This is a genomic window from Microbacterium plantarum (genome assembly GCF_035231185.1).
Classification (GTDB): Bacteria; Actinomycetota; Actinomycetes; order Actinomycetales; family Microbacteriaceae; genus Microbacterium; species Microbacterium plantarum.
Genome location: NZ_CP141117.1, coordinates 1228508 through 1253787 on the forward strand (window position 1 = coordinate 1228508; position 25280 = coordinate 1253787).

The 25280-nt window shown below is 68.7% G+C and carries 23 protein-coding genes, 3 tRNA genes and 1 other RNA gene; 16 read left to right on the forward strand and 11 right to left on the reverse strand.

The window, feature by feature from the left end; translation table 11 throughout:
- The first annotated feature begins 16 nt into the window (after window positions 1-16).
- On the forward strand, window positions 17-694 hold the full coding sequence (locus VC184_RS05845; RefSeq protein WP_112614088.1) for a DsbA family oxidoreductase: 678 nt from the start codon (window positions 17-19) through the stop codon (window positions 692-694).
- Between the two features lie 25 nt (window positions 695-719).
- On the opposite strand, the gene VC184_RS05850 is transcribed toward VC184_RS05845, so the two are convergent.
- Entirely contained in the window at window positions 720-1220 is a 501-nt protein-coding gene (locus VC184_RS05850) for a glutathione peroxidase (protein WP_323987531.1), read from the reverse strand.
- A 57-nt stretch (window positions 1221-1277) separates the two neighbouring features.
- Between VC184_RS05850 and dusB the strand changes: the two genes are divergently transcribed.
- The 5 genes from dusB (at window position 1278) to VC184_RS05875 (ending at window position 6687) form a co-directional block, all read left to right on the forward strand.
- Window positions 1278-2441 (forward strand): tRNA dihydrouridine synthase DusB, encoded by a 1164-nt coding sequence (gene dusB / locus VC184_RS05855; RefSeq protein WP_274177670.1) that lies wholly within the window; start codon window positions 1278-1280, stop codon window positions 2439-2441.
- Complete coding sequence (locus tag VC184_RS05860; RefSeq protein ID WP_112614094.1) at window positions 2431-3804, forward strand: deoxyguanosinetriphosphate triphosphohydrolase; 1374 nt, start codon at window positions 2431-2433, stop codon at window positions 3802-3804. Before dusB ends, VC184_RS05860 begins: the two co-directional genes overlap by 11 nt.
- Window positions 3804-5699: a DNA primase gene (dnaG, locus tag VC184_RS05865; protein WP_274177671.1), complete on the forward strand. Its 1896-nt coding sequence runs from the start codon at window positions 3804-3806 to the stop codon at window positions 5697-5699. Before VC184_RS05860 ends, dnaG begins: the two co-directional genes overlap by 1 nt.
- A gap of 53 nt (window positions 5700-5752) precedes the next feature.
- A complete protein-coding gene (locus tag VC184_RS05870; RefSeq protein WP_112615079.1) occupies window positions 5753-6520 on the forward strand; it encodes an ATP-binding cassette domain-containing protein in 768 nt (255 codons plus the stop codon).
- A 94-nt stretch (window positions 6521-6614) separates the two neighbouring features.
- Window positions 6615-6687: transfer RNA gene (locus tag VC184_RS05875), tRNA-Asn, on the forward strand.
- 159 nt (window positions 6688-6846) lie between these two features.
- On the opposite strand, the gene glsA is transcribed toward VC184_RS05875, so the two are convergent.
- Together glsA and def are read right to left on the reverse strand one after the other, a co-directional pair.
- Window positions 6847-7773 carry a glutaminase A gene (gene glsA / locus VC184_RS05880; RefSeq protein ID WP_274177672.1) on the reverse strand — a complete coding sequence of 309 codons (927 nt, stop codon included), beginning with the start codon at window positions 7771-7773 and terminating at the stop codon, window positions 6847-6849.
- A gap of 4 nt (window positions 7774-7777) precedes the next feature.
- A complete protein-coding gene (def, locus tag VC184_RS05885) occupies window positions 7778-8344 on the reverse strand; it encodes a peptide deformylase (protein WP_112614100.1) in 567 nt (188 codons plus the stop codon).
- 43 nt (window positions 8345-8387) lie between these two features.
- On the opposite strand from def, the gene VC184_RS05890 reads away from it, so the two are divergent.
- Together VC184_RS05890 and VC184_RS05895 are read left to right on the forward strand one after the other, a co-directional pair.
- Entirely contained in the window at window positions 8388-9377 is a 990-nt protein-coding gene (locus VC184_RS05890; RefSeq protein WP_112614102.1) for a DMT family transporter, read from the forward strand.
- A 47-nt stretch (window positions 9378-9424) separates the two neighbouring features.
- Window positions 9425-9498: transfer RNA gene (locus VC184_RS05895), tRNA-Ile, on the forward strand.
- Between the two features lie 53 nt (window positions 9499-9551).
- Here VC184_RS05895 and VC184_RS05900 read toward each other — a convergent pair.
- Window positions 9552-9743: a hypothetical protein gene (locus tag VC184_RS05900; RefSeq protein ID WP_269266554.1), complete on the reverse strand. Its 192-nt coding sequence runs from the start codon at window positions 9741-9743 to the stop codon at window positions 9552-9554.
- Between the two features lie 206 nt (window positions 9744-9949).
- Between VC184_RS05900 and VC184_RS05905 the strand changes: the two genes are divergently transcribed.
- Window positions 9950-10453, forward strand: a complete 504-nt coding sequence (locus VC184_RS05905; protein WP_112614106.1) for a DUF3145 domain-containing protein — start codon at window positions 9950-9952, stop codon at window positions 10451-10453.
- A gap of 158 nt (window positions 10454-10611) precedes the next feature.
- On the opposite strand, the gene VC184_RS05910 is transcribed toward VC184_RS05905, so the two are convergent.
- The 6 genes from VC184_RS05910 to aceE form a co-directional block, all read right to left on the reverse strand.
- Window positions 10612-11850 (reverse strand): beta-ketoacyl-[acyl-carrier-protein] synthase family protein, encoded by a 1239-nt coding sequence (locus VC184_RS05910; RefSeq protein ID WP_114587862.1) that lies wholly within the window; start codon window positions 11848-11850, stop codon window positions 10612-10614.
- A gap of 51 nt (window positions 11851-11901) precedes the next feature.
- Window positions 11902-12150: an acyl carrier protein gene (locus tag VC184_RS05915; protein ID WP_023951379.1), complete on the reverse strand. Its 249-nt coding sequence runs from the start codon at window positions 12148-12150 to the stop codon at window positions 11902-11904.
- A 75-nt stretch (window positions 12151-12225) separates the two neighbouring features.
- Window positions 12226-13227 (reverse strand): beta-ketoacyl-ACP synthase III, encoded by a 1002-nt coding sequence (locus tag VC184_RS05920; RefSeq protein ID WP_274177674.1) that lies wholly within the window; start codon window positions 13225-13227, stop codon window positions 12226-12228.
- Window positions 13224-14141: an ACP S-malonyltransferase gene (locus VC184_RS05925; RefSeq protein WP_274177675.1), complete on the reverse strand. Its 918-nt coding sequence runs from the start codon at window positions 14139-14141 to the stop codon at window positions 13224-13226. The genes VC184_RS05920 and VC184_RS05925 overlap by 4 nt, the downstream gene beginning before the upstream one ends.
- 124 nt (window positions 14142-14265) lie before the next feature.
- Window positions 14266-15468 (reverse strand): PucR family transcriptional regulator, encoded by a 1203-nt coding sequence (locus VC184_RS05930; protein ID WP_323987532.1) that lies wholly within the window; start codon window positions 15466-15468, stop codon window positions 14266-14268.
- A 7-nt stretch (window positions 15469-15475) separates the two neighbouring features.
- Window positions 15476-18205 carry a pyruvate dehydrogenase (acetyl-transferring), homodimeric type gene (gene aceE / locus VC184_RS05935; protein WP_114587859.1) on the reverse strand — a complete coding sequence of 910 codons (2730 nt, stop codon included), beginning with the start codon at window positions 18203-18205 and terminating at the stop codon, window positions 15476-15478.
- A gap of 137 nt (window positions 18206-18342) precedes the next feature.
- Here aceE and VC184_RS05940 point away from each other — a divergent pair.
- The 5 genes from VC184_RS05940 to VC184_RS05960 all read left to right on the forward strand — a co-directional run bounded on the left by VC184_RS05940 (window position 18343) and on the right by VC184_RS05960 (window position 22479).
- Window positions 18343-18416 (forward strand) — tRNA-Val (locus VC184_RS05940).
- A 1-nt stretch (window position 18417) separates the two neighbouring features.
- A complete protein-coding gene (locus VC184_RS05945; protein ID WP_112614118.1) occupies window positions 18418-19149 on the forward strand; it encodes a zinc ribbon domain-containing protein in 732 nt (243 codons plus the stop codon).
- Window positions 19150-19156: 7 nt separating this feature from the next.
- Entirely contained in the window at window positions 19157-20845 is a 1689-nt protein-coding gene (locus VC184_RS05950) for a bifunctional 3'-5' exonuclease/DNA polymerase (protein ID WP_274177676.1), read from the forward strand.
- Window positions 20846-20887: 42 nt separating this feature from the next.
- Window positions 20888-21246: RNase P RNA component class A (rnpB, locus tag VC184_RS05955), an RNA gene on the forward strand.
- A gap of 192 nt (window positions 21247-21438) precedes the next feature.
- The gene (locus tag VC184_RS05960; RefSeq protein WP_274177677.1) at window positions 21439-22479 is read left to right on the forward strand and encodes an HNH endonuclease; all 1041 of its coding nucleotides are present in this window, start codon (window positions 21439-21441) and stop codon (window positions 22477-22479) included.
- A gap of 304 nt (window positions 22480-22783) precedes the next feature.
- Here the strand turns inward: VC184_RS05960 and ppgK are convergent, their stop codons facing one another.
- The gene (gene ppgK, locus VC184_RS05965) at window positions 22784-23608 is read right to left on the reverse strand and encodes a polyphosphate--glucose phosphotransferase (protein WP_323987533.1); all 825 of its coding nucleotides are present in this window, start codon (window positions 23606-23608) and stop codon (window positions 22784-22786) included.
- A gap of 78 nt (window positions 23609-23686) precedes the next feature.
- Between ppgK and VC184_RS05970 the strand changes: the two genes are divergently transcribed.
- The gene (locus tag VC184_RS05970; protein WP_114587856.1) at window positions 23687-23908 is read left to right on the forward strand and encodes an SPOR domain-containing protein; all 222 of its coding nucleotides are present in this window, start codon (window positions 23687-23689) and stop codon (window positions 23906-23908) included.
- A gap of 33 nt (window positions 23909-23941) precedes the next feature.
- A complete protein-coding gene (gene glnA / locus VC184_RS05975) occupies window positions 23942-25279 on the forward strand; it encodes a type I glutamate--ammonia ligase (RefSeq protein WP_064956796.1) in 1338 nt (445 codons plus the stop codon).
- Window position 25280 lies beyond the last annotated feature (1 nt).

The window sequence follows — 25280 nt, forward strand, 5'->3', positions numbered from 1 at the left end:
GGACGTTGCACCCGATGTGACGGACGCAATCAAGATCGACGTGTGGAGCGACATCGCCTGCCCGTGGTGCTACATCGGCAAGCGCAACCTCGAGTCGGGCCTCGCGGCCACGGCGGATGACGAAGACGCTCCGCGCGTCGAGGTGACCTTCCACTCGTTCGAGCTCTCGCCCGACACTCCGGTCGATTTCGAGGGCGACGAGCTGGACTTCCTCTCGACGCACAAGGGGATGCCGCGCGAGCAGGTGCAGCAGATGCTCGACAACGTCACCGGCGTCGCGAAGGACGCTGGCCTCGACTACCACTTCGACATCCTCAAGCACACCAACACGGTCAAGGCGCACGAGCTGCTGCACGCCGCGAAGGCGGAGGGCCGTCAGCACGAGATGGCCGAGCGCCTGATGGCGGCGTACTTCACCGAGGGCCGCCACGTCGGACGGATCGACGATCTCGTCGAGCTCGCGGCCGAGGTCGGACTCGACCGCGACGTGATCCGCGCCGCGCTCGAGTCGGGCGAGCACCTGCCGGCCGTTCGCGCCGATCAGGATCAGGCGCGTTCGTACGGCATCAACGGTGTCCCGTTCTTCGTCATCGACGGCAAGTACGGCGTCTCCGGAGCGCAGCCTGCCGAGGCGTTCGCGCAGATCGCCCGTCAGGTGTGGGCCGAGCGGAACGGCGTCGAAACCGCGGGCTGAGCGCGGTCCGCACACGCGCGCAGGGTCAGCGCGGGAGGTTCGCCTCGATGACCGCGACGATCTCCGGCGCGTCGGGCTTCGTCTGGGGGCGGAAGCGGTGCACCTCACCGCTCGGCGTGATGACGAACTTCTCGAAGTTCCACATCACCGGGCCTCGCGCACCTTCCTCGTTGCGGATCTTCTTCAGCGCCTTGTACAGGGGAGCGGCGTGCGAGCCGTTGACCCGGATCTTGTCCATGATGGGGAAGCTCACTCCCCAGGTCATCGCGCAGTAATCGAGGATCTCCTCCATCGAGCCCGGCTCCTGACCCATGAACTGGTTGCAGGGGAATCCGATGACCTGGAGCCCGCGCTCGCCGTAGGTGCGCTGAAGCTGCTCGAGCTGCTCGTACTGGGGCGTCAGGCCGCACTTCGAGGCGACGTTGACGACGAGCAGCACACCGTCGCCGAGCTCGTCCAGCGTGGTGGCGGTGCCGTCGGCTGCGGAGAAGGGAATCGAACGGATGTCGGTGGTCGCTTCGGTCACGTCCCCAGGCTACGCCCGGCCGCCTTCCGGCATCCGTCCTTCTGGGAGAATGATCTGGTGAGTACCGTCGTTTCCGCTTCCCCGCGCCTGCGGATCGGCCCGATCGCCCTGGATGCACCCGTCGTCCTGGCGCCGATGGCCGGGATCACGAACACCGCCTTCCGTCGGCTGTGCCGCGAGTACGGCGCTGGTCTCTACGTCAGCGAGATGATCACGACCCGCGCACTCGTCGAGCGCAACGCCACCACCATGCGCCTGATCACCCATCACGAGTCGGAGAAGCCGCGCTCCATCCAGCTCTACGGCGTCGACCCCGCCACGACCGAGGCCGCGGTGCGGCTCCTTGTCGAGGAGGACCGCGCCGACCACATCGACCTGAACTTCGGATGCCCCGTGCCCAAGGTGACGCGCAAGGGCGGGGGAGCCGCCCTGCCGTGGAAGCTCGACCTGTTCCGCGACATCGTCACGCGCGCCGCGCGCGCGGCCGGCGACGTCCCGCTGACGGTCAAGATGCGCAAAGGCATCGACTCGGACCACCTGACCTACCTCGACGCGGGTCGCATCGCGGAGGACGCCGGGGTCTCGGCGGTCGCGCTCCACGCACGCACCGCGGCGGAGTTCTACTCGGGGCACGCCGACTGGTCGGCCATCGCCGCGCTGAAAGAAGCCGTCACGAGCGTTCCGGTTCTCGGCAACGGTGACATCTGGTCCGCCGACGACGCCGTGCGCATGATGGCGGAGACCGGCTGCGACGGCGTCGTCGTCGGTCGCGGATGCCTCGGGCGACCGTGGCTCTTCGGAGACCTCGCGCGAGCGCTGGGCGAACCCGGCTCAGCTGGGCCCGAGGTCGATGCCACGCTCGGGTTCGTCGCGACCGCCTTCCGCCGGCACGCCGAGCTTCTCGTGGAGTTCTTCGAGGATGAGGGCCGGGGATGCCGCGACATCCGCAAGCACGTCGCGTGGTACTTCAAGGGCTACCCGGTCGGCGGTGACACGCGGGCGCGGCTGGCGACCGCGTCGAGCCTCGCCGAGATCGACGACATCCTCGCGACGCTGGACTGGGCGGCGCCCTACCCCGGCTCGGCTGCGGAGGGGCAGCGTGGTCGCGCGGGAACCCCCAAGCGTCCCGCGCTGCCGGATCGTTGGTTGGATTCCCGCGACGTCGACGCGGCCGAGTCGTCGGCCATCGCCGCAGCGGAGGTCGAGAACAGTGGGGGCTGAGGTCACGAGCGGTGTCGGCGTCTCGGCGGGACGCCCCTCCGGCTACAACGACCACGACGCCGCCCGCTTCCACCGCGAGGAGCACCGCTCGCGCCGCGACAGCTTCGCCCGCGATCGCGCCCGTGTGCTGCATTCCGGCGCCCTGCGCCGTCTCGCCGCCAAGACGCAGGTGCTGAGTCCGGCGAGCCCGGCCGACTTCGCGCGCAACCGCCTGACGCACTCGCTCGAGGTCGCCCAGGTCGGGCGCGAGCTGGCCATCGCTTTGGAGCTCTCGCCCGACGTCGTCGATACCGCCTGCCTCTGCCACGACCTCGGACACCCGCCGTTCGGCCACAACGGTGAGCGGGCCCTCAACGACTGGGCCGAGGACATCGGCGGCTTCGAGGGCAACGCGCAGTCGCTGCGCATCCTCTCGCGTCTCGAGCCGAAGGTCGTCGATGCGTTCGGTCAGAGCGCGGGCCTGAACCTCACGCGGGCGAGCCTCGATGCGACGTGCAAGTACCCGTGGACGGTCGAGCACGCCATCCCCGACCCGGGCGGACGGCAGAAGTTCGGCGTCTACCCCGAGGACGAGGCGGTGTTCCAGTGGATGCGTGAGGGCGCCCCGGGTCGCCTGCGTTGCATCGAGGCCGAGGTCATGGATCTCTCCGACGACATCGCCTACTCGGTGCACGACTTCGAGGACGCGGTCCTGAACGGCTACCTCGATCCGGCGCGGCTCGGGGATCCGCGCGAACGCGAGGCGCTGCTCACCGCGATCCAGAGCTGGGTGGGCTACGGCTTCACGAAGGACGAGCTCGGCGATGCGCTGTACCGTCTGACACTGCTTCCCGAGTGGCTCGAGTCGTACGACGGCTCGCGCGCGGCGATGGCACGTCTCAAGAACCTCACTTCCGATCTCATCGGCCGGTTCGCGCGCGCCGCCACGGCGGCGACCCGCGAGCACTACGACATCCCCGTCCTGACCCGCTTCCGCGGTCGTGTCATCGTCCCGCGCGTCATCGAGGTCGAGATGGCGGTGCTCAAGGGAGTCATCGGCGCCTTCGTCGTCTCGATCGAGGGACGCAAGGGGCTCTACAAGGAGCAGCGCCGCGTCCTGCGCCGCCTCGCCGACGCCCTGTGGGAGCGTCCGGAGCACCTCGACGCGCTGCACGCCGAGGACTTCGCCGCGGCGGTGACGGATGCCGCCCGCCGCCGCGTCATCGTCGACCAGGTGGCGACCCTCACCGACCGCTTCGCGATCGAGTGGCACGGCCGCCTGGTGGGCCCGGTCGACCTTCGCGAGCTGGGCCTGTGGTCGTCTGATCCGCGCGCGACGGCGCCGAGCCACTTCGCGCTGCCCGAGCCCATCGAAGGGCTCTGATGGCACGGATCCGGCAGACCGACATCGAAGAGGTCAAGGCGCGCACGAACATCGGCGACATCGTCGGCGAGCGTGTCGCCCTGAAGTCCGCCGGCGTCGGCTCGCTGAAGGGGCTCTGCCCGTTCCATGACGAACGCAGCCCCAGTTTCCACGTCCGGCCGCAGGTGGGGTACTACCACTGCTTCGGATGCGGTGAGTCGGGCGACGTCTACTCGTTCCTGCGGGCGATGGATCACCTCTCGTTCACCGAGGCCGTGGAGCGCCTCGCGGCGCGCATCGGTTACTCACTGCACTACGAGGACGGCGCTGCGGCTCCCGAGACGAGCGGTCGTTCCCGGCTGTACGCCGCCCACACCGCCGCGGCCGAGTTCTATCGGTCGCAGCTGTCCGCCCCGGACGCGCAGGCCGCACGTCAGTTCCTCGGCGAACGAGGCTTCGACGCCGGTGCAGCCGCGCATTTCGGGGTCGGATACGCGCCCCAAGGCTGGTCGGCGCTTCGCGACGCACTGCGGTCGCAGGGATTCACCGACGAGGAGCTGCTCACCGGGGGACTGGTCTCGAAGGGGCAGCGCGGCGTCTACGACCGGTTCCGGGGACGGGTCGTCTGGCCCATCCGCGACGTCGCCGGTCAGACGATCGGTTTCGGCGCTCGCCGCCTCTACGACGACGATCAGGGTCCGAAGTACCTCAACACGCCAGAGACGCCGATCTACAAGAAGGCGCAGGTCCTCTACGGCCTCGACCTCGCGAAGAAGTCGATCTCGCGGGAGCATCGCGTCGTCGTCGTCGAGGGCTACACCGATGTGATGGCGTGCCATCTCGCCGGGGTCACCGGAGCCATCGCGTCGTGCGGCACGGCCTTCGGTACCGATCACATCACGGTGCTGCGTCGCGTCATGGGCGACAGCGAGGGCAGCTCGGGTGAGGTCGTCTTCACGTTCGACCCGGATGCCGCCGGCCAGAAGGCCGCGCTGCGCGCCTTCGGCGACGAGAAGCGCTTCGCGGCGCAGACGTACGTCGCGGTCGCCCCCGAGGGGCTGGACCCGTGCGATCTGCGGCTCAACCGGGGTGATGCAGCGGTGCGCTCGCTCATCGAGGCGAAGGCGCCGATGTTCGAGTTCGTCATGGATCAGCGTCTGTCGACGTTCGACCTCTCCACCGTCGAAGGACGCATCGGCGCTCTGCGGGCAGCGGCACCGATCGTCGCCGACATCCGCGATGCCGCGCTTCGACCGGGCTACACGCGTGTCCTCGCCGGAAAGCTCGGGCTCGACCTTTCGGAGGTGCAGCCCGAGGTCGAGCGGGCCGCGCGCCGCGCGTCGGCGTCCGGGAGCGCAGGGGAGCGCACTCGCGGCGAGGCACCGGGCGCAGGCCGAGCGCAGCCCTCAGGCGCGCCCGGCGCGGCCTCCGAACCGCCGCCCGTGTCGGTCCGTGTCACCCTCGCCTCACTGCCGGCCGCCCTCGAGCTCGAGAAGCGCGCGCTCATGGGCGTGCTGCAGTACGGGCACCTGCTCGACAAGCAGGCCGTCGACATCGCGCTGGGTCTGCCCATGCCGCATCCGGCTCTCGAAGCCGTCCGTCAGGCCGTCTCGATGCAGACCGATCTCACCCGGCCCGGATGGACCTCGGCTGCGGTGGACGCGACTCGGGAGCCCTATCGCACGCTCGCGATCGAACTGCTCACGGCGGACTTCCCCGCGGGAACCGAACGCATCGCGCAGACGACGGCGATGGAGTCGCTGCGCAAACTCCGCCAGCGGGCGCTCGAACGCGAGAAGGCCGAGCTGCGAAGCGCGCAGCAGCGCCTGGAACCGGGCTCGCCCGAGTTCCGTTCCATCGGCGTCGCCATCCGCGATCTCGACCTTCGGCTGCGGCAGCTCATGGAGTCGGAGTAGCCGCCGTCGGCGACGAGTAGCGGTCGAGCGATGAAAACGGCAGGATGATGCGCATGTCCCGACGACCCGACGCGGAGATCGCGGTGCGCTGCGACGATCTGTCGATAGCGCGGACGGGCGATTCCGATCGCGTCGTCGAGGGCGTCAGCGTCACGGTCCGGGCGGGAGAAGCCCTCGCCGTGATGGGCGCGACCGGATCCGGCAAGTCGACGCTGCTCTCCGTCCTGGCCGGCAATGCGCCGGCCGATGTCGGGGTCGTCGGCGGTGCTGCGGAGGTGGCCGGCCTCTCGGTGCGGAAGGGTGGCCGTTCGCGCCGCATGCTCACCTATTACGCCGGGCACATGCCACAGGCGGCGGGCGCTTCGCTCCCGGCTCGATTGACCGTGGCCGAAGTCATCGCCGAGCCCATCACCTCGCGTGACCGGCGGGTGAGTCAGCGCGCTCTGTCGCTTCGGGTCGCCTCGCTCCTCGACGAGTTGCACCTTCCGCTGGGGGCGGCCTCGCAGTATCCCTACGAGCTCAGCGCGGGCATGCGCCAGCGCGTCGCGCTCGCGCGCGCTCTCGTGCTCGACCCGAAGGTCTTCATCGGCGATGACCCGTACGCGAACCTCGACATCGAGGTGCGTATCGCGGCTCGAGAGGCCTTGCTCTCGCGTCGCGACGACACGGGGATGGCGATCGTCATCGCGACGAACGACGTCGAGACCGCCGACGAGCTGGATGCCGCGGCTCTCGTCCTGCACGGTGGCCGGCCCGTGGGATACGGGCAGACCGCATCGGATGTGGTCTGGACGCCGGACGGGCGATCGCGAGCGTCCTGACGGCCGCGACCCGCCCGGCGGTCGGCCGATGTCGTGAGCACCCCCGGAGCTTTGCTAATATAGACGGGTTGCCCGGCGCGAGCGGGGCGGCTGATCCTCGGTAGCTCAATTGGCAGAGCAATCGGCTGTTAACCGATAGGTTCTTGGTTCGAGTCCAAGCCGGGGAGCGAGAGACCCGCGTTATCTACCGCGGCTCTCACCGAAGGCCCGGGCTTCCACCCCGGGCCTTTACTCATGTGTCTGAGGTTCGCCTGGCACTCGATGCCCGTTCCTCGGCCTCGAAGCGGCGCGAAGTGCCAACCGGAGACGTGCGATCGCGCGAACGATCAGCCGAAGACGTGCAGTCCGAGGTCGTCGCTCAGCGCCTCCGCGCCGATGCGACCGCGCACGCTCGTCCCGTGCTCGTCGAGAGGCGGGCTCACGATGGCAGCGCCGAGCTTGCCCGGAGCCGACAACACGATCGCGCCGGAGACACTGGACTTCGCGGGGACGCCGACGGCTCGCATCCAGCGACCCGATCCGTCGTAGACGCCGCACGTGGCCATGACGGCGACGACGTCTCTCGCGATCCGCGCAGACACCGCCCGTTCGCCGGTCACGGGATTCACCCCGCCGAGAGCGAGCGTCGCGCCCATGACGGCCAGGGTCTGCGCGTCCACCAGCACGGCGCACGCACGGGCGTAGACCGCGACAGCGTCATCGGCCGTGACGGCGAGCGTTCCCTCATCGCGCATCAGATGCGCGAGTGCATGATTGCGGTCGCCGAGGAGGTGCTCGCTGTGGGCGACATCGTCGTCCACCTCCAGTCGGCGACCGGCGAATCCCGACAGCCCGGCCACGATGCGGCTCGCCCGCTCGTCGGGATCGTCTCCATCGACCAGCGCGCAGGTCAGGATGGCGCCGGCGTTCACCATCGGGTTCGGGGGTCTTCCCGTGCCGCTCTCGAGCTTGATGGCGTCGAACGCCTCGCCCGTCGGCTCGATGCCGACCCGGTCTAGAGCTGCGCCGTCGGTGTCGGCCAGAGCGAGGGCGAACAGGAACGGCTTGACGGCTGACTGGATGCTGAACGGGACCTCCCCATCCACCGACGATCGGACCGAGCCGTCGGGCAGAGCCAGTGCGATCGCGCACAGGTCGCGGTCGGCGTCGGCGAGCTCCGGAATGCTCGTCGAGCGTTCACCGTCGCGCGCCGGCAGCAACCGTCCACGCAGAGCGTCGAGATCGTATGCACGCGGACCGCTGGCGTCGCTCATGGCGTCAGGCGTCGAGATCGTCGACGCCCGGCATCCAGGCGTTGCCCGGACGGCCCCAGCCGCGCTTCTTCGCGATCTTCTGCGTCGTCTTCCAGTCCGAGTCGTCGAGGCGGTCCACGTAGAGGATGCCGTCGAGGTGATCGAACTCGTGCTGCATGATGCGCGCGCGCCAGCCATCGACGCGGATCTCGACGGGGGAGCCGGCGAGGTCGGTGCCGGTCACGAGCACCTCCTCGGAGCGCCGCAGCGGGAACCGCTCACCGGGGAAGGAGAGGCACCCCTCCGACTCGTCGTCGGGATCGGGTGATCCGGGCTCGAGGGGTCGCATCCAGAGCTCGGGATTGATGATCTCGCCGCGCCAGGGCTCGCCGTCGTCGTCCTGGTACGTGTAGACGTAGATCCGCAGGCCGACGCCGACCTGCGGAGCAGCCAGGCCGACCCCGGGGGCGGCATCCATGGTCTCGTACATGTCGGCGACGAGCTGGCGGATCTCGTCCGTGATCTCGGTGACGGGCTCGGCGGGGGCGTGCAGCACGGGATCGCCCATGATGCGAATCGGAAGAACGGGCACGTTGCGAGCCTAATCGAGCCCGCTTCGCCGTTATGGTCGAAAGGTGATTCCGTTTGTCGCGTCCCTCGATGACGTAACCGATCAGCTGATCGGAGTCTTCCGCGAACCCAGAATCCTCATCGGAATCCCGCTCGCGCTGCTCGGCGCCGTGTTCATGTCCTTCGGAGCGCTCTACCAGCACCGGGGCGTGCAGAAGGTCGAGCGTCTCACCAACTCGTCGGGAAGCGCCGGGCTCAACGGCTCGCAGCTGCTGAGTCTGCTGAAGCGTCCGTCGTGGGTGGCGGGGACGATCATGCTCGGGCTCGCGATCGTGTGTCAGCTTGCAGCGCTGACTTTCGCGCCGCTCATCCTCGTTCAGCCGCTCGGTGCGATCTCTCTCGTGATCACGACCCTGCTGAATGCACGCATCACCGGCGTCAAGCCGACGAAGCGGTCGGTTCGCTCGATCATCCTGTGCGTCGGAGGCATCCTCGCCTTCGTCACGGTGGCCGCGCTCGTCGCGACGGAGGAGCCGATCGATCAGGCGCAGCTCATCACCATCCTCGCTCTGCTCGCGGGGGTGCTGCTGATCTCGGGGGCCGTGTGGATGCTGGTGCGCAAGGGCGCGAAGCCGCTCTTCTACATCGCGGCCTCGGGAATCATCTACGGTTTCGTCGCGACGCTCGCGAAGGTCGTGATCTCGCGCATCCAGAACGGCGACTTCGAGTGGTTGACGCTCCTGTGCCTCGTCGGCCTGATCACCGCGACCGCGGTCGGTGCGTACTTCGTTCAGACCGCTTACTCCGTCGGGCCTCCCGATCTCGTCATCGCCGGGCTCACCGTCATCGACCCGATCGTCGCCGTCATCATCGGCATCGCCATCTTGCGTGAGGCCGCAACGGCGCCGTTGCCGGCATTCGTCGGCTTCGTCGTCGCCGGAGCCATCGCGGTCTATGGCGTGACGTCGCTGGCGCGGAACCATCCGCAGGTCGTGCTCGACAGTCAGCAGCTGCCGATTCCGCGCGGGAGCAAGGGCAAGCGCCTCGACGATTGAGCGGTCGCGTCGGTTCGAGGCGGCTCGCGCTAGGCTCGATACGGCACGGGGCGGTGGCCAAGCTGGTCAAGGCAGCGGGCTCATAACCCGACGATCGTGGGTTCAAGTCCCACCCGCCCTACGCACGAATGGCCGCCCGCGGGCGGCCATTCGCACGCACAGGGGCGTGAAGCGTCAGGGGTGCGTGATCGCGGGATCCTGCGGGAAGTCGGTGTTGTCGTCGCCCGCCTTGAGATCGGTGTCGCCGAGGTCGGAGCCCGCGCGAGCCGCGTCGGCCTTCACCTCATCGCTGGCGGCATCCGTCGGCGCGGCGCTGTCGGCGTGTGCGTCATCGGCGTCGCGGTGGTGGGGAGTGCTGTCGGACATGCGGCATCCTTTCCTCGGGGTGTGAGATCCAGCCTGCCGCTCGGGTGGGTCGCGAGGAAGGCGCTTGACATCGGATGCCGGGAGAAATCGTGACACGGTTGTGATTCTTCAGGTTCGTGCGCGATAATCGACGCCGTAACCGAACACATCGCCGACATCCGGGCTCAGGTCGTAGGGGAAGACGTACCTGATGAAACGGAGAAGTCATGGCGACACCACAGGCGCGTGGAGTGATCTTCATCCACTCCGCGCCACGCGCGTTGTGCCCGCACCTCGAGTGGGCGGCGGGGCGCGCGCTCGGACGCGCGGTCAGCTTCGACTGGGAGGACCAGCCGGTGCTCGACGGCAGCCGTCGCGCGGAGTTCTACTGGGAGGGCCCGGCCGGAACCGGAGCAGCACTCGCGACGGCGATACGGGGCTGGGAGCACCTGCGATTCGAGGTGTCGGAGGATCCGACGCCGCGCAGCGACGGGGGCCGGTGGATGCACACCCCGAGCCTCGGCATCCATTACGCCCAGACCGATGCAACGGGCAACGTCGTGATCGGTGAGGACCGTATCCGCTACGCCATGGAGATCGCGGCGGGCGATGTGCGCGAGCTGCAGCGCGAGCTCGACGTCGCGTTGGGCGCAGCCTGGGACGAAGAGCTCGAACCCTTCCGTCACGCCGGCGACGATGCTGCCGTGGTGTGGCTGCACAAGGTGGGCTGATTCCGAGTCGCACAGACCCAGTCGGCCCGTGCGTTCGTACCGAGCCCCGGTGGAATGATCCCGGGGAACGGGAGCACGTACGGGACGACTGACCCGAAAGAAGAACAGACCCCCGCGGAACGCCGTCCGCGGGGGTCTGTTTCGTGTTCCGAGACCGGTCAGGCCGATCGGAACGCGACGACGGCGTTATGTCCGCCGAAGCCGAACGAGTTGCTGATCGCCAGCAGATCACCGTCGCCGAGGCTCTGGGTCTCGCCCGAGACCCGGAACGGGACGGCGGGGTCCTGCTCGGTGATGTTGATCGTCGGCGGCGCGATCCGTTCGCGTAGCGCCAGGATCGTGAAGATCGCCTCGAGGGCACCGGTACCACCCAGCAGGTGACCGGTGGACGCCTTCGTGGCCGAGACCGGGATCTCGTCGATGCGGTCGCCGAAGACGCTGCGCAGCGCCTGGTACTCGTTGGGGTCGCCGACGGGGGTCGAGGTCGCGTGCGCATTGATGTGCGCGACATCATCGGGGGAGGCATCGGCCTGCTCGAGAGCAGCGCGGACCGCGCGCGAGGCGCCGGCGCCCTCGGGGTCGTTGGCCGTGATGTGGTACGAGTCGGCGGTGACGCCGCCGCCCACCGCGTAGGCGTAGATCTTCGCGCCGCGAGCCTTGGCGTGTTCTTCGGTCTCGAGGATCAGCACACCGGCGCCCTCACCCATGACGAAGCCGTCGCGATCGATGCTCGTCGGGCGCGAGGCCGTCGCCGGGTCGTCATTGCGGCGTGACAGTGCCTGCATCGACGCGAAGGACGCCATCGTGATGGGGTGGATCGCCGACTCGGTGCCACCGGCGATGACGATGTCGGCCAGGCCGTCCTGCAGGTGCTCGATCGCGTTGACGATCGACTCCGTGCTCGAGGCGCAGGCGCTCGCGACCGTCCGGGCGAAGGCGCGCGCCCGGAAGTGCAGCGAGAGGTTACCGGCGGCGGCGTTGGGCATGAGCATCGGAACCGTCATGGGCAGAACGCGTCGCGGTCCCTTCTCGCGCAGCGTGTCCCACGCATCGAGCAGCGTCCACACCCCGCCGATGCCGGTCGCGAAGTCGACACCGAGACGCTCGGGGTCGACCTCGGGGCTGCCGGCATCCGCCCACGCCTCCATCGCGGCGACCATCGCGAACTGCGACGCGGGGTCGAGACGCTTGGAGACAGGGCGCTCCAGCACGGTGTCGGGGCGCACGATGGCCTCGGCGGCGAAGTGAACCGGAATCTGGTACTTCTCGACCCACTCGTGCTCGAGTGTGCGCGTGCCGGAATGGCCGGCGAGCAGGCCTTCCCAGCTTTCGGGTGCGGTGCCGCCCAGGGGCGACGACGCTCCGATTCCGGTGACGACGATACGCGGGGTGCTCATGGATCTCCTCGGTGGAACCCCGGCGGGGGCGTGTGCCCCCGCCGGTGGGGGTTACGCCTGGTTGGACGTGATGTAGGTGACGGCGTCGCCGACGGTCTTGAGGTTCTTGACCTCTTCGTCGGGGATGGTGACGCCGAACTTCTCCTCGGCGTTGACGACGATCGTCATCATCGAGATCGAGTCGATGTCGAGGTCGTCGGTGAAGGACTTCTCGAGGGCGACCTCGTCGGCCGAGATGCCGGTCTCGTCGGTGATGAGCTCGGCGAGTCCTGCGAGGACCTCGTCGTTGCTGAATGCCATGGGGTTTCTCCTTGTTATCTCTGGACCGACCCGGACGCGGGCCGCTGTTCAGTCTAGGTGCGGGGACCCGCCCGATCAGGGAAGGACGACGACCTGCGCGCCGAAGACGAGCCCCGCGCCGAAGCCGATCTGGAGGGCCAGACCGCCGCTCAACTCGGGGTTCTCCTCGAGCAGGCGGTGAGTGGCGAGGGGAATGGATGCCGCCGACGTGTTGCCGGTGGTCTCGATGTCACGACCGATCGCGACGGTCTCGGGCAGCCCGAGCTGCTTGGCGAACTCGTCGATGATGCGCATGTTCGCCTGGTGCGGGATGAAGGCGGCGAGGTCGCCCGCCTGGATGCCGGCCTCCTCGATGGCTCGCCGTGCGACCTTGACCATCTCCCAGACCGCCCAGCGGAACACCGTCGGGCCTTCCTGCCGGAGTGTCGGCCACGGCGCAGTCCCGTCGCGGAACTCCACGAGTGTGTGGTTCATGCCGACGGCGTCGGCCTTCGACCCGTCCGAGCCCCACACCGTCGGACCGATGCCCGGGGTGTCGCTCGGCCCGATGATCGCCGCGCCCGCGCCGTCGCCGAGCAGGAACGAGATCGTGCGGTCGGTGGGGTCGACGATGTCGCTGAGCTTCTCCGCGCCGACGACGGCGACGTAGCGGGCCGCACCCGCGCGAACGAGTGCGTCGGCCTGAGTCACTCCGTAGGAGAACCCTGCGCACGCCGCGTTGACGTCGTACGCCGCCGCCGGGTTCGCCCCGACGCGGTCGGCGACGATCGCCGAGACCGACGGGGTCTGCTTCGGGTTCGAGATCGTCGAGACGATGACGGCGTCGACCTGGTCGGCGGGAACGCCGCTGCGCTCGATCGCCTCGGCCACGGCATCCGCAGCCAGGTCGATGACGGTGGTCTCCTTGTCCGCGCGCACGCGAGTGACGATGCCGGTGCGCTGACGGATCCACTCGTCGCTCGAGTCGATCGGTCCGACGAGGTCGTCGTTGGGTACGGCGTTCTCACCGCGAGCCGCGCCGTACGCGTAGATGCGGGTGTGAGCGGGGCCGGTGGCCTGGCGAATGGCGGCGGTCATGCGGCACCTCCGGAGATGAGAGCGGATGCGGCGACGAGGTCGTCGGGGGTCTTGACGGCGACCGAGGGGACGCCGCGAAGAGCACGCTTCGCGAGGCCCACGAGGGTGCCGGCGGGGGCGAACTCGATGATGCCGGTGACGCCGTGCTCGGCGAACGAGGACATGCACAGGTCCCAGCGCACGGGAGACGCGACCTGGGCGACCAGACGGTCGAGAGCGTCACGGCCCTCGGCGACGACGGCGCCGTCGCGGTTCGACCACAGCGTGAGGTCGGGGTCGTTCACCGAGGTGGCGGATGCCGCCGCGGCGAGCGTGTCGACGGCCGGCGCCATGTACCGCGTGTGGAACGCGCCGGCGACCTGGAGGGGAATGACCCGGGTCGCAGCGACGGGCTCGGCGGCGAGGCTCGCGAGAGCGTCGAGTGCGCCGGCCGCGACGATCTGTCCTCCACCGTTGTAGTTGGCCGGGGTGAGGTCGAGCTCCTCCAGACGGGCGACGACGGCATCCTGGTCGCCGCCGAGCACGGCGCTCATGCCGGTCTGCTCGCGGGTCGCGGCATCCGCCATGGCGCGCCCGCGGAGTCCGACCAGACGCATCGCGTCATCGTCGCTCAGCACGCCGCCGGCGGCGAGTGCCGCGATCTCGCCGACCGAGTGGCCGGCGACGCCTGCCGGGCGAGCGCCGTCGGCGACGAGCGCGCTGTACGACAGCAGGCTGGCGGCGACGATGAGCGGCTGGGCCACGGCGGTGTCTCGGATGCGATCCGCATCCCACTCGGTACCGGCGGCGACGAGGTCGACCTCGGCGAGCTCGGAGAAGCGCTCGAGGCGTTCACGCGCACCCTCCAGCTCGAGCCACGGGGCGAGGAAGCCGGGGGACTGCGACCCCTGCCCGGGGAACACGGCGATGATCACTGTTACATCCTTCCAAGTTCAGTCGGTCGACCGCTGGCGACGATCGCACAACAATGCGGCGAACCTTTGTGTCGACCGTACAGTCGACGGGTCATGAGGAGCGTCCGACGGAGGCGCGGCCTCGTCAGCTCCGGCGCGACTGCGGCGCGCGTCGTCTCGTGAGGTCATTGCCGATAGAGCCCAGGATGAGCGCAGTCTGCAGGATGAGCGCCTCACGGGGCCCGGTCGCGTCCCAGCCGATGACGTCCGACACGCGCTTCAGCCGGTACCGGACGGTGTTCGGATGCACGAAGAGCTCGCGGGCCGTCGCTTCGAGGGAACGACCGTTGTCGAGGTAGCTCCACAGGGTAGCGACGAGGTCCGCAGAGTGGGCGAGCAGCGGACGATAGATCCGTTCGACCAGAGTTGCCTTGGCGACGGGATCGCCGGCCAGCGCGCGCTCGGGAAGCAGATCGTCGGCCTCGACGGGTCGCGGCGCATGACGCCAGGCACTCGCGACCGCGAAGCCGGCGAGAGCCGCGCGAGCGCTCTGGCTCGCATCGACCAGGGCGGGCACGGTGGGGCCGAGCACCAGGTGACCGGGGCCGAAACCGGGCTCGAGTCTCGCCGCTATCTCGAGGAAGGTCAGCTCGGGCACCGGCTCCGCCCGGCCTGGTAGGTCGGCACGCCCGATCACGATCACCAGGCGAAGGCCCTGAACGCCGACGAGGACGTCGACGCCCATCTTGCGCGCGGCACGGCGCAGCTGGTCGACGTCGAACTGCGGGGGAGCGGTGCCGACGAGGACGGCGACCGCACCGTGCCCGTGCCAGCCGAGCGCGGCGATCCGGCTCGGAAGCTCCTCGTCGGTCTCACCCGTGAGGATGGAATCGACGACGAGCGCCTCGAGGCGGGCATCCCACAACCCGCGCGCCTCGGCGGCGCGCGCGTACACGTCTGCCGCTGCGAAAGCGACGTCACGCGAGTACTTCAGGATCGCCTCGCGGACATCGTCGCCGCGGTGCGCCACCCGTTCCTCGGTGACTTCGACGGTCACCCGCACGAGCTGCAGGGTCTGCGTCAGGCTGACGCTGCGCAACAGCTCGCGCGGAGCCGCGGCGAAGATGTCGGCCGCGATGCGCGGGGTCGAGGTCGGATCCTCGTACCACTGGATGAACGAGGTGATGCCCGCCTGCGCGACCAGTCCTACGGAGGACCGGCGCGCAGGCGGCATCTCGGCGTACCAGGGCAGCGTCTCCTCGAGCCGATTGATCGTGGCTGTGGCCAGATCACCCGGGATCCGGCGGAGCCACGCGAGTGTCTCCGCCTTCGAGCTGTCGTCGGTCACCGAAGGGTCAGCTCTCGCCGCCCGCGTTTCCGCTCGTGCCCGCCGTCACGTCGTGCAGACGGTAGCGCTCGATCGCCTGCGCCGACAGACCGCGGTCCACGACGCCGTCCTCGGCCAGAGCCTGGAGTGTGCGCACCACGATCGACGGCCCGTCGATCTTGAAGAACCGTCGAGCGGCCGGGCGGGTGTCGGAGAAGCCGAAGCCCTCCGCGCCCAGCGTCGCGAAGCGACGCGGCACCCACGGCCGGATCTGGTCCTGCACGGCGTGCATGAAGTCGCTGACCGCGACGACCGGGCCCTCGGAGTCGTTGAGCTTCTGCGTGACGAAGGCCGTGCGGGGCTCGTCGGTCGGGTGCAGGAAATTGTGCTCGTCGACGGCGAGACCGTCACGACGCAGCTCGGTCCAGCTCGTGACCGACCAGACGTCGGCGATCACACCCCAGTCGTCCTTGAGGAGCTTCTGCGCCTCGTAGGCCCACGGCACGCCGACGCCCGACGCGAGCAGCTGCGCGCGCGGCCCGTCGCCCTCGCCGACGCTCACGCGGTGGATGCCGCGGATGATGCCGTCGACGTCGACATCCTCAGGCTCCTTCGGCTGCACCAGCGGCTCGTTGTAGAGCGTGATGTAGTACATGACGTTCGGGTCGGGGTGGTTCCCGCCGTACATGCGCTCGAGACCCGAACGAACGATGTGGGCGATCTCGTACCCGTAGGCCGGGTCGTACGACACAGTGGCGGGGTTGGTCGAAGCGAGCAGGTGCGAGTGGCCGTCAGCGTGCTGCAGGCCCTCGCCGGTCAGGGTCGTGCGGCCGGCCGTCGCGCCCATGATGAACCCGCGGGCCATCTGGTCGCCCGCGGCCCACTGCGCGTCGCCGGTGCGCTGGAATCCGAACATCGAGTAGAAGACGTAGACCGGGATGAGCGGCTCGCCGTGGGTGGCGTACGAGGTTCCGATCGCGGTGAACGCCGCGACGGCGCCGGCCTCGTTGATGCCGACGTGGAGGATCTGACCCTGCGGGCTCTCCTTGTACGCCAGCAGCAGCTCGCGGTCGACCGAGGTGTAGTTCTGCCCGTGCGGGTTGTAGATCTTCGCGGTCGGGAAGTACGCGTCCATGCCGAACGTGCGCGCCTCATCGGGGATGATCGGCACGATGCGGTGGCCGAAGTCCTTCGCACGCAGCAGGTCCTTGAGCAGTCGGACGAACGCCATGGTGGTGGCGATCTCCTGCGTGCCCGAGCCCTTCTTCGGCAGCGCGTACGACTCGTCGCCGGGCAGCGTCAGCGGCGCGTGCTTCGTACGACGCTGCGGCAGGAAACCGCCGAGCTCACGGCGACGCTCGAGCATGTAGCGGATCGTCTCGTCCTCGGCGCCCGGGTGGTAGTACGGCGGGAGGTACGGGTTCTCCTCGAGCTGCGCGTCGGTGATCGGGATGCGCATCGAGTCGCGGAAGTGCTTGAGGTTCTCGAGCGTCATCTTCTTCATCTGGTGGGTCGCGTTGCGACCCTCGAAGTGGTGACCGAGACCATAGCCCTTGATCGTCTTCGCGAGGATGACGGTCGGCTGGCCCTTGTGCTCCATCGCCTGCTTGTAGGCGGCGTAGACCTTCTGGTAGTCGAGACCGCCGCGGCGGAGCTTGCCCCAGATGTCGTCGTCCGACCAGTCCTTCACGAGCGCCGCCGTGCGCTCGTCGCGCCCGAAGAAGTGCTCGCGGATGAACGCGCCGTCCTCGGCGCGGTAGGTCTGGAAGTCGCCGTCGGGGGTGGTGTTCATCAGGCGGACGAGGGCGCCCTCGTCATCCTGCGACAGCAGCTCGTCCCAGCCGCGTCCCCAGACGACCTTGATGACGTTCCAGCCCGCGCCGCGGAAGTACGCCTCGAGCTCCTGGACGATCTTGCCGTTTCCACGGACCGGGCCGTCGAGACGCTGGAGGTTGCAGTTGATGACGAACGTGAGGTTGTCGAGTCCCTCGTTGGCTGCGACCTGCAGCTGACCGCGGCTCTCGACCTCGTCCATCTCGCCGTCGCCGAGGAAGGCCCAGACGTGCGAGTCGGACAGGTCCTTGATGCCGCGGTTGGTGAGGTACTTGTTGTTCATCGCCTGGTAGATGGCGTTGATCGGACCGAGACCCATCGAGACCGTCGGGAACTGCCAGTAGTCCGGCATCAGACGGGGGTGCGGGTACGACGGGATGCCGTCGGGCGCCTTCGAAGCCTCCTGGCGGAAGCCGTCGAGCTGGCTCTCGCTGAGGCGTCCCTCGAGGTACGAGCGGGCGTAGATGCCGGGTGAGGCGTGGCCCTGGATGAAGATCTGGTCGCCGCCGGACGGGTGGTCGGGACCGCGGAAGAAGTGGTTGAAGCCGACTTCGTAGAGCGAGGCCGACGACGCGTAGGTGGAGATGTGTCCGCCCACACCGATGCCGGGACGCTGGGCGCGGTGCACGGTGACCGCGGCGTTCCAGCGGATCCAGCGACGGTAGCGACGCTCGAGCTCTTCATCACCGGGGAACTCCGGCTCGTTCTCGGGCGCGATGGTGTTGATGTAGTCCGTCACCGGCACCTGCGGGACGTTGAGCTGCAGCTCGTGCGAGGCCTGGAGCAGGCTCAGCATGATCTCGCGACCGCGACCCGAGCCCTTCGCATCGACCAGCTGGCGCAGCGACTCCTGCCATTCACCGGTCTCTTCCGGGTCGCTGTCCAGGGCGTCCTGGGAGTAGGGGTCTTGATCGTTGACAGTCACGGGCGACCTTTCTCGTATGGCAGATCGTGCCAGGTAATCACCACGGGCAGGGCGCGGGCATTGTCGGGCGCGCACAAGCACCGCACGACAGCCTACTCACGCTCGGAGGGGTCGGCGCTCTCGTACACTGAGAGCAGGGGCCTATAGCTCAGTTGGTTAGAGCACCTCGTTTACACCGAGGGAGTCGGGAGTTCGAGTCTCTCTGGGCCCACATGAAAGCCACCCCCGCAGATCAGCTGCTGCTGCTGGACATCGCCCGCCTCGACGCGCAGGCGCGCGGAGCGGAGGCCGCGAAGCGCAATCCGGCTCAGGCGGCGCGTGTCAACGAGCTGCTCGCACGCCGTCAGGAGCTCTCCGTCGAGCTGACCGGCCTGCTCGGCAATCGCGACGACATCGAGGCCGAGCTCAAGCGCATCGCATCGGACGTCGCTGTCGTCGACGCTCGAGCGGCTCGCGATGCCGATCGACTCGCGGCGACCTCGAACCCGAAGGACGCCCAGGGCCTCGAGCACGAGATCGCTTCGCTCGCCCGCCGTAAGAGCGAGCTGGAGGACGCGCAGCTCGAAGCCATGGAGCGCCTCGAGGCCGCGGAAACCGCGGTCTCCGCACAGCAGGCCCTGATCGCCGAGGTCAATGCCGAAGGCGGGCGGTTGAGCGCCGAGGGCAAGGCCGCCGTCGCGGACGCCCAGGCTCGTCTCGACGCGGCCACCCGTGACCGCGCGGCGGTCGCGGCCAAGGTGCCCGCGGATCTCCTGGCACGCTACGAGTCGCTCGCCGAGCGGACGCCGGGCGCCGGCCTCCTGCAGCGCCGCACGTGCGGCGGGTGCCACATGGAGCTCTCCGGAACCGACCTCAAGGCGATCGGGCAGGCTGCCGCCGACGAGGTCGTGACGTGCCCCGAGTGCGGCTGCATCCTCGTCCGCACCGACGAATCCGGTCTGTGACCCGTCGATGACCACACCGCGCGCCCGGTGGCGCGCGGTGGGACGCCGCAATGACGGAGACGTCGACATCGCGGTGGTGGATGCCGCCGGCGCGGTGATCGAGCGCGGCCGTGTCGCCGCCGGCGAGCTGGCGGGTGAGATCGCAGCCGACCCCGATGCGCGGTGGATCTGGTCCGACACCACGGCCTGGTACCACGACATCCTGGCCGCCGGCGTCCGGGTGGCGCGGTGTCACGACCTGCGCCTGTGCCATGCGATCCTCCGTGATAGCTCGCTCGTCACGGAACCGGCACAGCTGCGGGCCGCGACCTCCTGGGACGCCGCGCCCGAAGACCCGGTGTCTGACCGCGACGTCCTCTTCTCGCTCGAGCCGGCTGCCGACGCCCTTCCGCATGACCTCGACGCGACGCTGGCGGAGTTCGCGCGTCAGGCCCGGGCGATCGAGAGCGCGACCGACCCCGGTCGTCTGCGGCTGCTGACGGCCGCGGAGTCCGCCGGAGCGCTCGTCGCGGTCGAACTGCATGGCGCCGGTGTCCCGTGGAGTCGCGAGGTGCACGACGCGATCCTCGCGGACGCGCTGGGCCCCCGTCCGCGACCGGGTGAGCTTCCGAGCCTCGTGCGCGACTTGGCCGACCGGGTGCGGAAGGCGCTCGGCGACCCGACCGCGAGCCTCGACTCGCAGCCGCGCCTGCTGCGCTCGCTGCACCGGGTGGGTGTGCTCGTCGAGTCGACGAGCAAGTGGGAGCTCCGACGTCACGAGCACCCGGTCATCGAGCCGCTTCTGGCCTACAAGCGCGCGATGCGGCTGTTGAGCGCCAATGGCTGGGCGTGGATGGACGAATGGATCCCGACCGACCGGTTCCGTCCGGTCTACGTGCCGGGAGGGGTCGTCACGGGCCGCTGGGCGTCGTCCGGCGGGGGAGCGCTGCAGCTGCCGCGGATGCTGCGCCCCGCGGTGCGAGCCGACCCCGGATGGCAGCTGGTGGTCGCGGACGTCGCTCAGCTCGAGCCGCGCATCCTCGCGGCGATGTCCGGCGACCTCGCCCTCGCCGATGCCGCGCGGGGGCGCGACCTCTACGAGGGCATCGTCGCCCGCGGCACCGTGCCCTCGCGTCAGGAGGCGAAGATGGCGCTGCTCGGCGCGATGTACGGCGCGACGACCGGAGACAGCGGGCGGCTGGTGCCGTCGTTGCGCCGCGCGTACCCGCGCGCGATGGCCCTCGTCGATGACGCGGCGCGCGTGGGAGAGGAGGGCGGCTCGGTGCGCACGCTGCTCGGTCGCACCAGCCCGGCGCCGTCCGCGGCGTGGCGCGAGCTCCAAGCGGATGCCGCCGAGCCCGAGGCATCCGATGCCATCAAGACGCTCGCGCGATCACGGGCGCGCGAGCGCGGCCGCTTCACCCGAAACTTCGTCGTTCAGGGGACGGCGGCCGAATGGGCGCTCGCCTGGCTCGCCGACCTCCGGCAGCGCCTCGCGGCTTTTCCGAGCGTCGGAGACCACCCCGTCACGGGGCGCGCGCACCTCGCGTTCTTCCTCCACGACGAGATCATCGTGCACACCCCGGTCGAGCACGCCGAGTCCGCCGCGGCAGCCGTCCGCGAGGCCGCAGACGCGGCAGGACGACTGCTCTTCGGCTCGTTCCCCCTCGACTTTCTGCTGGACGTGCGCATCGCGGCATCCGCCGACAAGAGCTGACGACGGGCGTGGGTGGGCCCGCCGGTAGACTCGACGGGCGAATGGGTCGGCTGGACGGTCGCGTGGCGGGCAACCGCACCGAGGAACGTCCGGGCTCCACAGGACAGGACGGTGGGTAACGCCCACCCGGAGTGATCCGCGAGACAGTGCCACAGAAAGCAGACCGCCGGCGTCCGCGCCGGTAAGGGTGAAAGGGTGGTGTAAGAGACCACCGGGGTCGTGGTGACACGACTCGCACGGTAAACCTCGTCCGGAGCAAGGTCAGACAGGGGATGTTGACGCGGTCCGCCGAGTCCCCGGGTAGACCGCTGGAGCGGCACGGCAACGTGTCGCCGAGAGAGATGGCCGTCCACGGGGCTCACGCCCCCGGACAGAACCCGGCGTACAGGCCGGCCCATTCGCCTAACCGCCTCGACCCGCGCCCGCGTTAGACGCACTTCCCCGCATCAGGCGCGAGTACGGATGCCGCGAGGCAGCGCCATGCTTCCTGAGTGCGTCCTATCCTCGCTATCGAGAAGCGCGAACCTGGGACCTGAATCTCAGTGTGGGTGGAATCATCGATGCTAGGCAGCGCGATTTAGCGGCTATGCTAAATGAGCGCAATACCTGAGCTTGGGGGGAGCCTTAAGGTGCAGTACGTCATCATATTTTTCGCGATCGTCTTGATCATCTCTTTGCTAGTGAACTTCTGGTACCTCGCGATTCCCGCGGCGATCATCGCGGTGATTGCTTGGAAAACGCCGAGCATTGTTCGCGAGATGCGCAAGCGTAGGTACTTCGCCAGTGAGGATTTCGCTGCGCATAAGGCGGAGATAGCGGCGCTCACTTATGAACACAACGAGGTCACCCAGTACGTCGCCGAGATTCGGGATCGCGGGTCCTTTGAGGTCGGCGCCACGGGAACGGGGCGGCACGCGCACCTCGCCACGTTTGAGAACACCAGCGCCCACAACTATCGACGGGACCGCAATGTCGCGGAGTACGCGGCGAGTAACGTGCACAACTGCTCGCTGCAGTTGGTCAGAAACGCCGCGAGCAACCCGATCAAGTACGTAACTAAGTACTTTGACATTAAAGCAGACGAGGACACGCTCGCCGACGTCGAGACGCTGGGGGAGAGTATCGCGAGCCTCGAAGCGGCAGTAGCAAACCTTCGGGCCCGCGAGTCGCAGATCGTGGGCGTAGTTAGCCCGCCTCCGTTCATCATGAGGTACTTCGCGGACGAGTTCATGTCGCAGGTCGGCGTCAAGTTGTCGCCTGTGTCCGTTCCCTACCCGGAGTACCGATTCGAGTATGTGAGCGCTGGCGGCAACAGCTCCCAGCGCACCACGGTGAAGTTGGACACTCCGGCGATCGACGCGATGGTCGAGTTCCTCGCTCAGTCGATCAGGTTCCGGAAGTCTGCCGCGGGGCAGCGGGCGCTGATGACTGCCAGGCTCCGCGCCTACATCAAGGATCGCGACGGATGGGCATGCAAGAGCTGTGGCGCGTCCGTTCGGGTCGAACCGAATCTCCTCCTGGAAGTCGACCACATCGTCCCTGTGTCGCGCGGCGGGATGACGGTTGAGGAGAACCTGCAGACGCTCTGTTGGCGTTGCAACCGTTCTAAGTCAAACAAGCTCATCGCCTCCTGATCTCGCACCCCCGCGGTCATGGCTGAGCGCGTAGGTCTCTTCCGCTCGGCGTATCGTCGCTCGGTGGTGTCGCATCGTCCGATTTCTGCTCCCGGGGACGCGCACAGCGTGACGAACGCTCAGCTACAGCGTGGGCGCAGGGCCGTTATGCCCGGCCACAGAGCCCGGCGTACAGGCCGGCCCATTCGCCTAACCCCGCTTCACGTCAGGCGCACTTCCGCGCATCAGGCGCGGCTTGAAGCGCGCGGGATGCGCGGAAGTGCGCCCGAAGCCGCAGCTGCCGGCGAGACCTCGCCGTGCGGGGTCAGTGGGCGGTCGTGCCGGCGAGGTCTTCCGTCGTCTCGTCGAGGACACCGGGGCGTTCGCCCGCGAGCGCGAGGGCCGCTGCGCCGATGATGCCGGCGTTGTTGCGGTGGACGGCGGGCACGATCGGCGTCTTCAAGTCGAGCAGCGGCAGGAACTTGTCGGCATGCTTGGACACTCCACCGCCCACGACGAAGAGATCGGGGGAGAAGAGGAACTCGATGTGGCTGTAGTACCACTGCAGGCGCTCGGCCCACTCGGGCCAGTCGAGCTCGTCGCGCTCCATCGCCGAGTACGCGGCCCAGGCCTCGGCATCCTTGCCGTGTTTCGCCCGGTGCACGTGCCCGAGCTCGGAGTTCGGGATGAGCACGCCGTGGTAGATCATGGCCGAGCCGATGCCGGTGCCGAGCGTCGTCAGGATGACGAGCCCATCCTGGTCGCGCGCGGCGCCGTAACGCAGCTCGGCGACGCCGGCGACATCCGCGTCATTGGCGAAGTGGATCTGACGGCCGAGGCCCTTCTCGAAGAAGCTCTCGGCTTCGAAATCGATCCAGGTGTCTGCGACGTTGGCCGCCGAGAGGGTGCGGCCGTTCTTCACGATCGCGGGGAAGGCCACGCCGAGCGGCACGTCGCCCGCGTCGGTCACCTCCAGTCGGTCGAGCACGACCTTGACGGCATCGAGGACGTCTTCGGGCTCTGCCCCGTGGGGCGTGGCGACCTTGATCCGATCGGTCAGGAGCTCGCCCGTCGACAGGTCGACGACGGCTCCCTTGATGCCGGTTCCGCCGATGTCCACTCCGACGGCCCGCGTCGCACTCGCACTCATACGGCTCAGCCTATCGAGCGCGAGCCGGTCGGATTAGGCTCGGGCTGAGCGCCACCGCAGGCGCAGTCTGGAGCGACCATGCCCGAGAGCCACGACGAGTACTGGTACAACCTCACGACGCACGAGGTGGAGCACGGCAAGCAGTCGCCGGGCGCCGATCGTGCCGGCCCTTTCGCCTCCGCCGAGGAAGCAGCGCGGGCTCCGCAGATCATGGCGCAACGTGCGCAGGCATGGCGCGAGGATGAGGCTCGGGAGGACGACTGGGGCACGCCGCCGTCGGAGGGCGCTCGCCGCCAGTAGTCTGGGATCCGACCCTGTCTCGGAGAGGACGCGATGGACAAGCAGCGGGACTTCGTACTGCGAACGATCGAGGAGCGCGGCGTCAAATTCGTGCGGCTCTGGTTCACCGATGTGATCGGCACCCTGAAGTCGGTCGCGATCGCCCCGGCAGAGGTCGAGGGTGCTTTCGCGGAGGGCCTGGGCTTCGATGGCTCGGCCATCGAGGGACTGACCCGAAGCTACGAGTCGGACCTGCTCGCGCACCCCGACCCGACGACGTTCCAGCTCCTGCCCTGGCGCGGCGAGATCGACCCCACCGCTCGGATGTTCTGCGACATCACGACGCCGGACGGCCAGCCCGCCGTCGCCGACCCGCGCAACGTGCTCAAGCGGACCCTCGCGAAGGCCGCGGACGCCGGGTTCACCTTCTACACGCACCCCGAGATCGAGTTCTACCTGCTGAAGTCGTCGTCGTACGGGCCAGACGGTCCCGAGCCGGTCGACTCAGCCGGCTACTTCGACAACGTCCCCGGCGGCACGGCGCATGACTTCCGCCGGCGCTCGGTGCGGATGCTCGAAGACCTCGGCATCTCGGTCGAGTACAGCCACCACGAGGGCGGCCCGGGCCAGAACGAGATCGACCTGCGCTACGCCGACGCCCTCGCGACGGCCGACAACATCATGACCTTCCGGACCGTCATCAAGGAAGTGGCGATCGAGCAGGGTGTCTACGCGACCTTCATGCCGAAGCCCCTCAGCGGCCACCCGGGCAGCGGTATGCACACCCACATGTCGCTCTTCGAGGGCGACGTGAACGCGTTCTACGAAGAGGGTGCGCAGTACCAGCTCTCGCAGACCGGTCGACAGTTCATCGCCGGTCTCCTCCGTCACGCCAACGAGATCTCGGCGGTCACCAACCAGTTCGTGAACTCGTACAAGCGTCTGTGGGGCGGCGACGAGGCCCCCAGCTTCATCACGTGGGGTCACAACAACCGCTCGGCGCTCGTGCGCGTGCCCATGTACAAGCCGAACAAGAGCCAGTCGTCCCGCGTGGAGTATCGTGCGCTCGACTCGGCTGCCAACCCGTACCTTGCCTACGCACTGCTGCTCGCAGCGGGACTGAAGGGCATCGAAGAGGGCTACGAGCTTCCCGCCGAGGCCGAGGACAATGTCTGGTCGCTCACCGATTCGGAGCGTCGGGCCCTCGGTTACGCGCCGCTTCCCGCGAGCCTCGATCACGCTCTCGAGTACATGGAGGAGTCCGAGCTCGTCGCCGAGACGCTCGGCGAGCAGGTGTTCAACTACGTGCTGTTGAACAAGCGTCGCGAGTGGCAGAACTACCGCGCCCAGGTGACGCCGTTCGAGCTCAAGAGCAACCTGGAGATGCTCTGAG

Coding starts and splice junctions, on each gene's coding strand:
- VC184_RS05950 (WP_274177676.1), top strand. CDS start 19,157: ATGACCACACCGCGCGCCCGGTGGCGCGCGGTGGGACGCCGCAATGAC.
- VC184_RS05905 (WP_112614106.1), top strand. CDS start 9,950: ATGGCGACACCACAGGCGCGTGGAGTGATCTTCATCCACTCCGCGCCA.
- VC184_RS05870 (WP_112615079.1), top strand. CDS start 5,753: ATGTCCCGACGACCCGACGCGGAGATCGCGGTGCGCTGCGACGATCTG.
- VC184_RS05910 (WP_114587862.1), bottom strand. CDS start 11,850: ATGAGCACCCCGCGTATCGTCGTCACCGGAATCGGAGCGTCGTCGCCC.
- VC184_RS05915 (WP_023951379.1), bottom strand. CDS start 12,150: ATGGCATTCAGCAACGACGAGGTCCTCGCAGGACTCGCCGAGCTCATC.
- glsA (WP_274177672.1), bottom strand. CDS start 7,773: ATGAGCGACGCCAGCGGTCCGCGTGCATACGATCTCGACGCTCTGCGT.
- VC184_RS05960 (WP_274177677.1), top strand. CDS start 21,439: ATGAGCGCAATACCTGAGCTTGGGGGGAGCCTTAAGGTGCAGTACGTC.
- VC184_RS05920 (WP_274177674.1), bottom strand. CDS start 13,227: ATGACCGCCGCCATTCGCCAGGCCACCGGCCCCGCTCACACCCGCATC.
- VC184_RS05945 (WP_112614118.1), top strand. CDS start 18,418: ATGAAAGCCACCCCCGCAGATCAGCTGCTGCTGCTGGACATCGCCCGC.
- VC184_RS05900 (WP_269266554.1), bottom strand. CDS start 9,743: ATGTCCGACAGCACTCCCCACCACCGCGACGCCGATGACGCACACGCC.
- VC184_RS05970 (WP_114587856.1), top strand. CDS start 23,687: ATGCCCGAGAGCCACGACGAGTACTGGTACAACCTCACGACGCACGAG.
- dnaG (WP_274177671.1), top strand. CDS start 3,804: ATGGCACGGATCCGGCAGACCGACATCGAAGAGGTCAAGGCGCGCACG.
- ppgK (WP_323987533.1), bottom strand. CDS start 23,608: ATGAGTGCGAGTGCGACGCGGGCCGTCGGAGTGGACATCGGCGGAACC.
- glnA (WP_064956796.1), top strand. CDS start 23,942: ATGGACAAGCAGCGGGACTTCGTACTGCGAACGATCGAGGAGCGCGGC.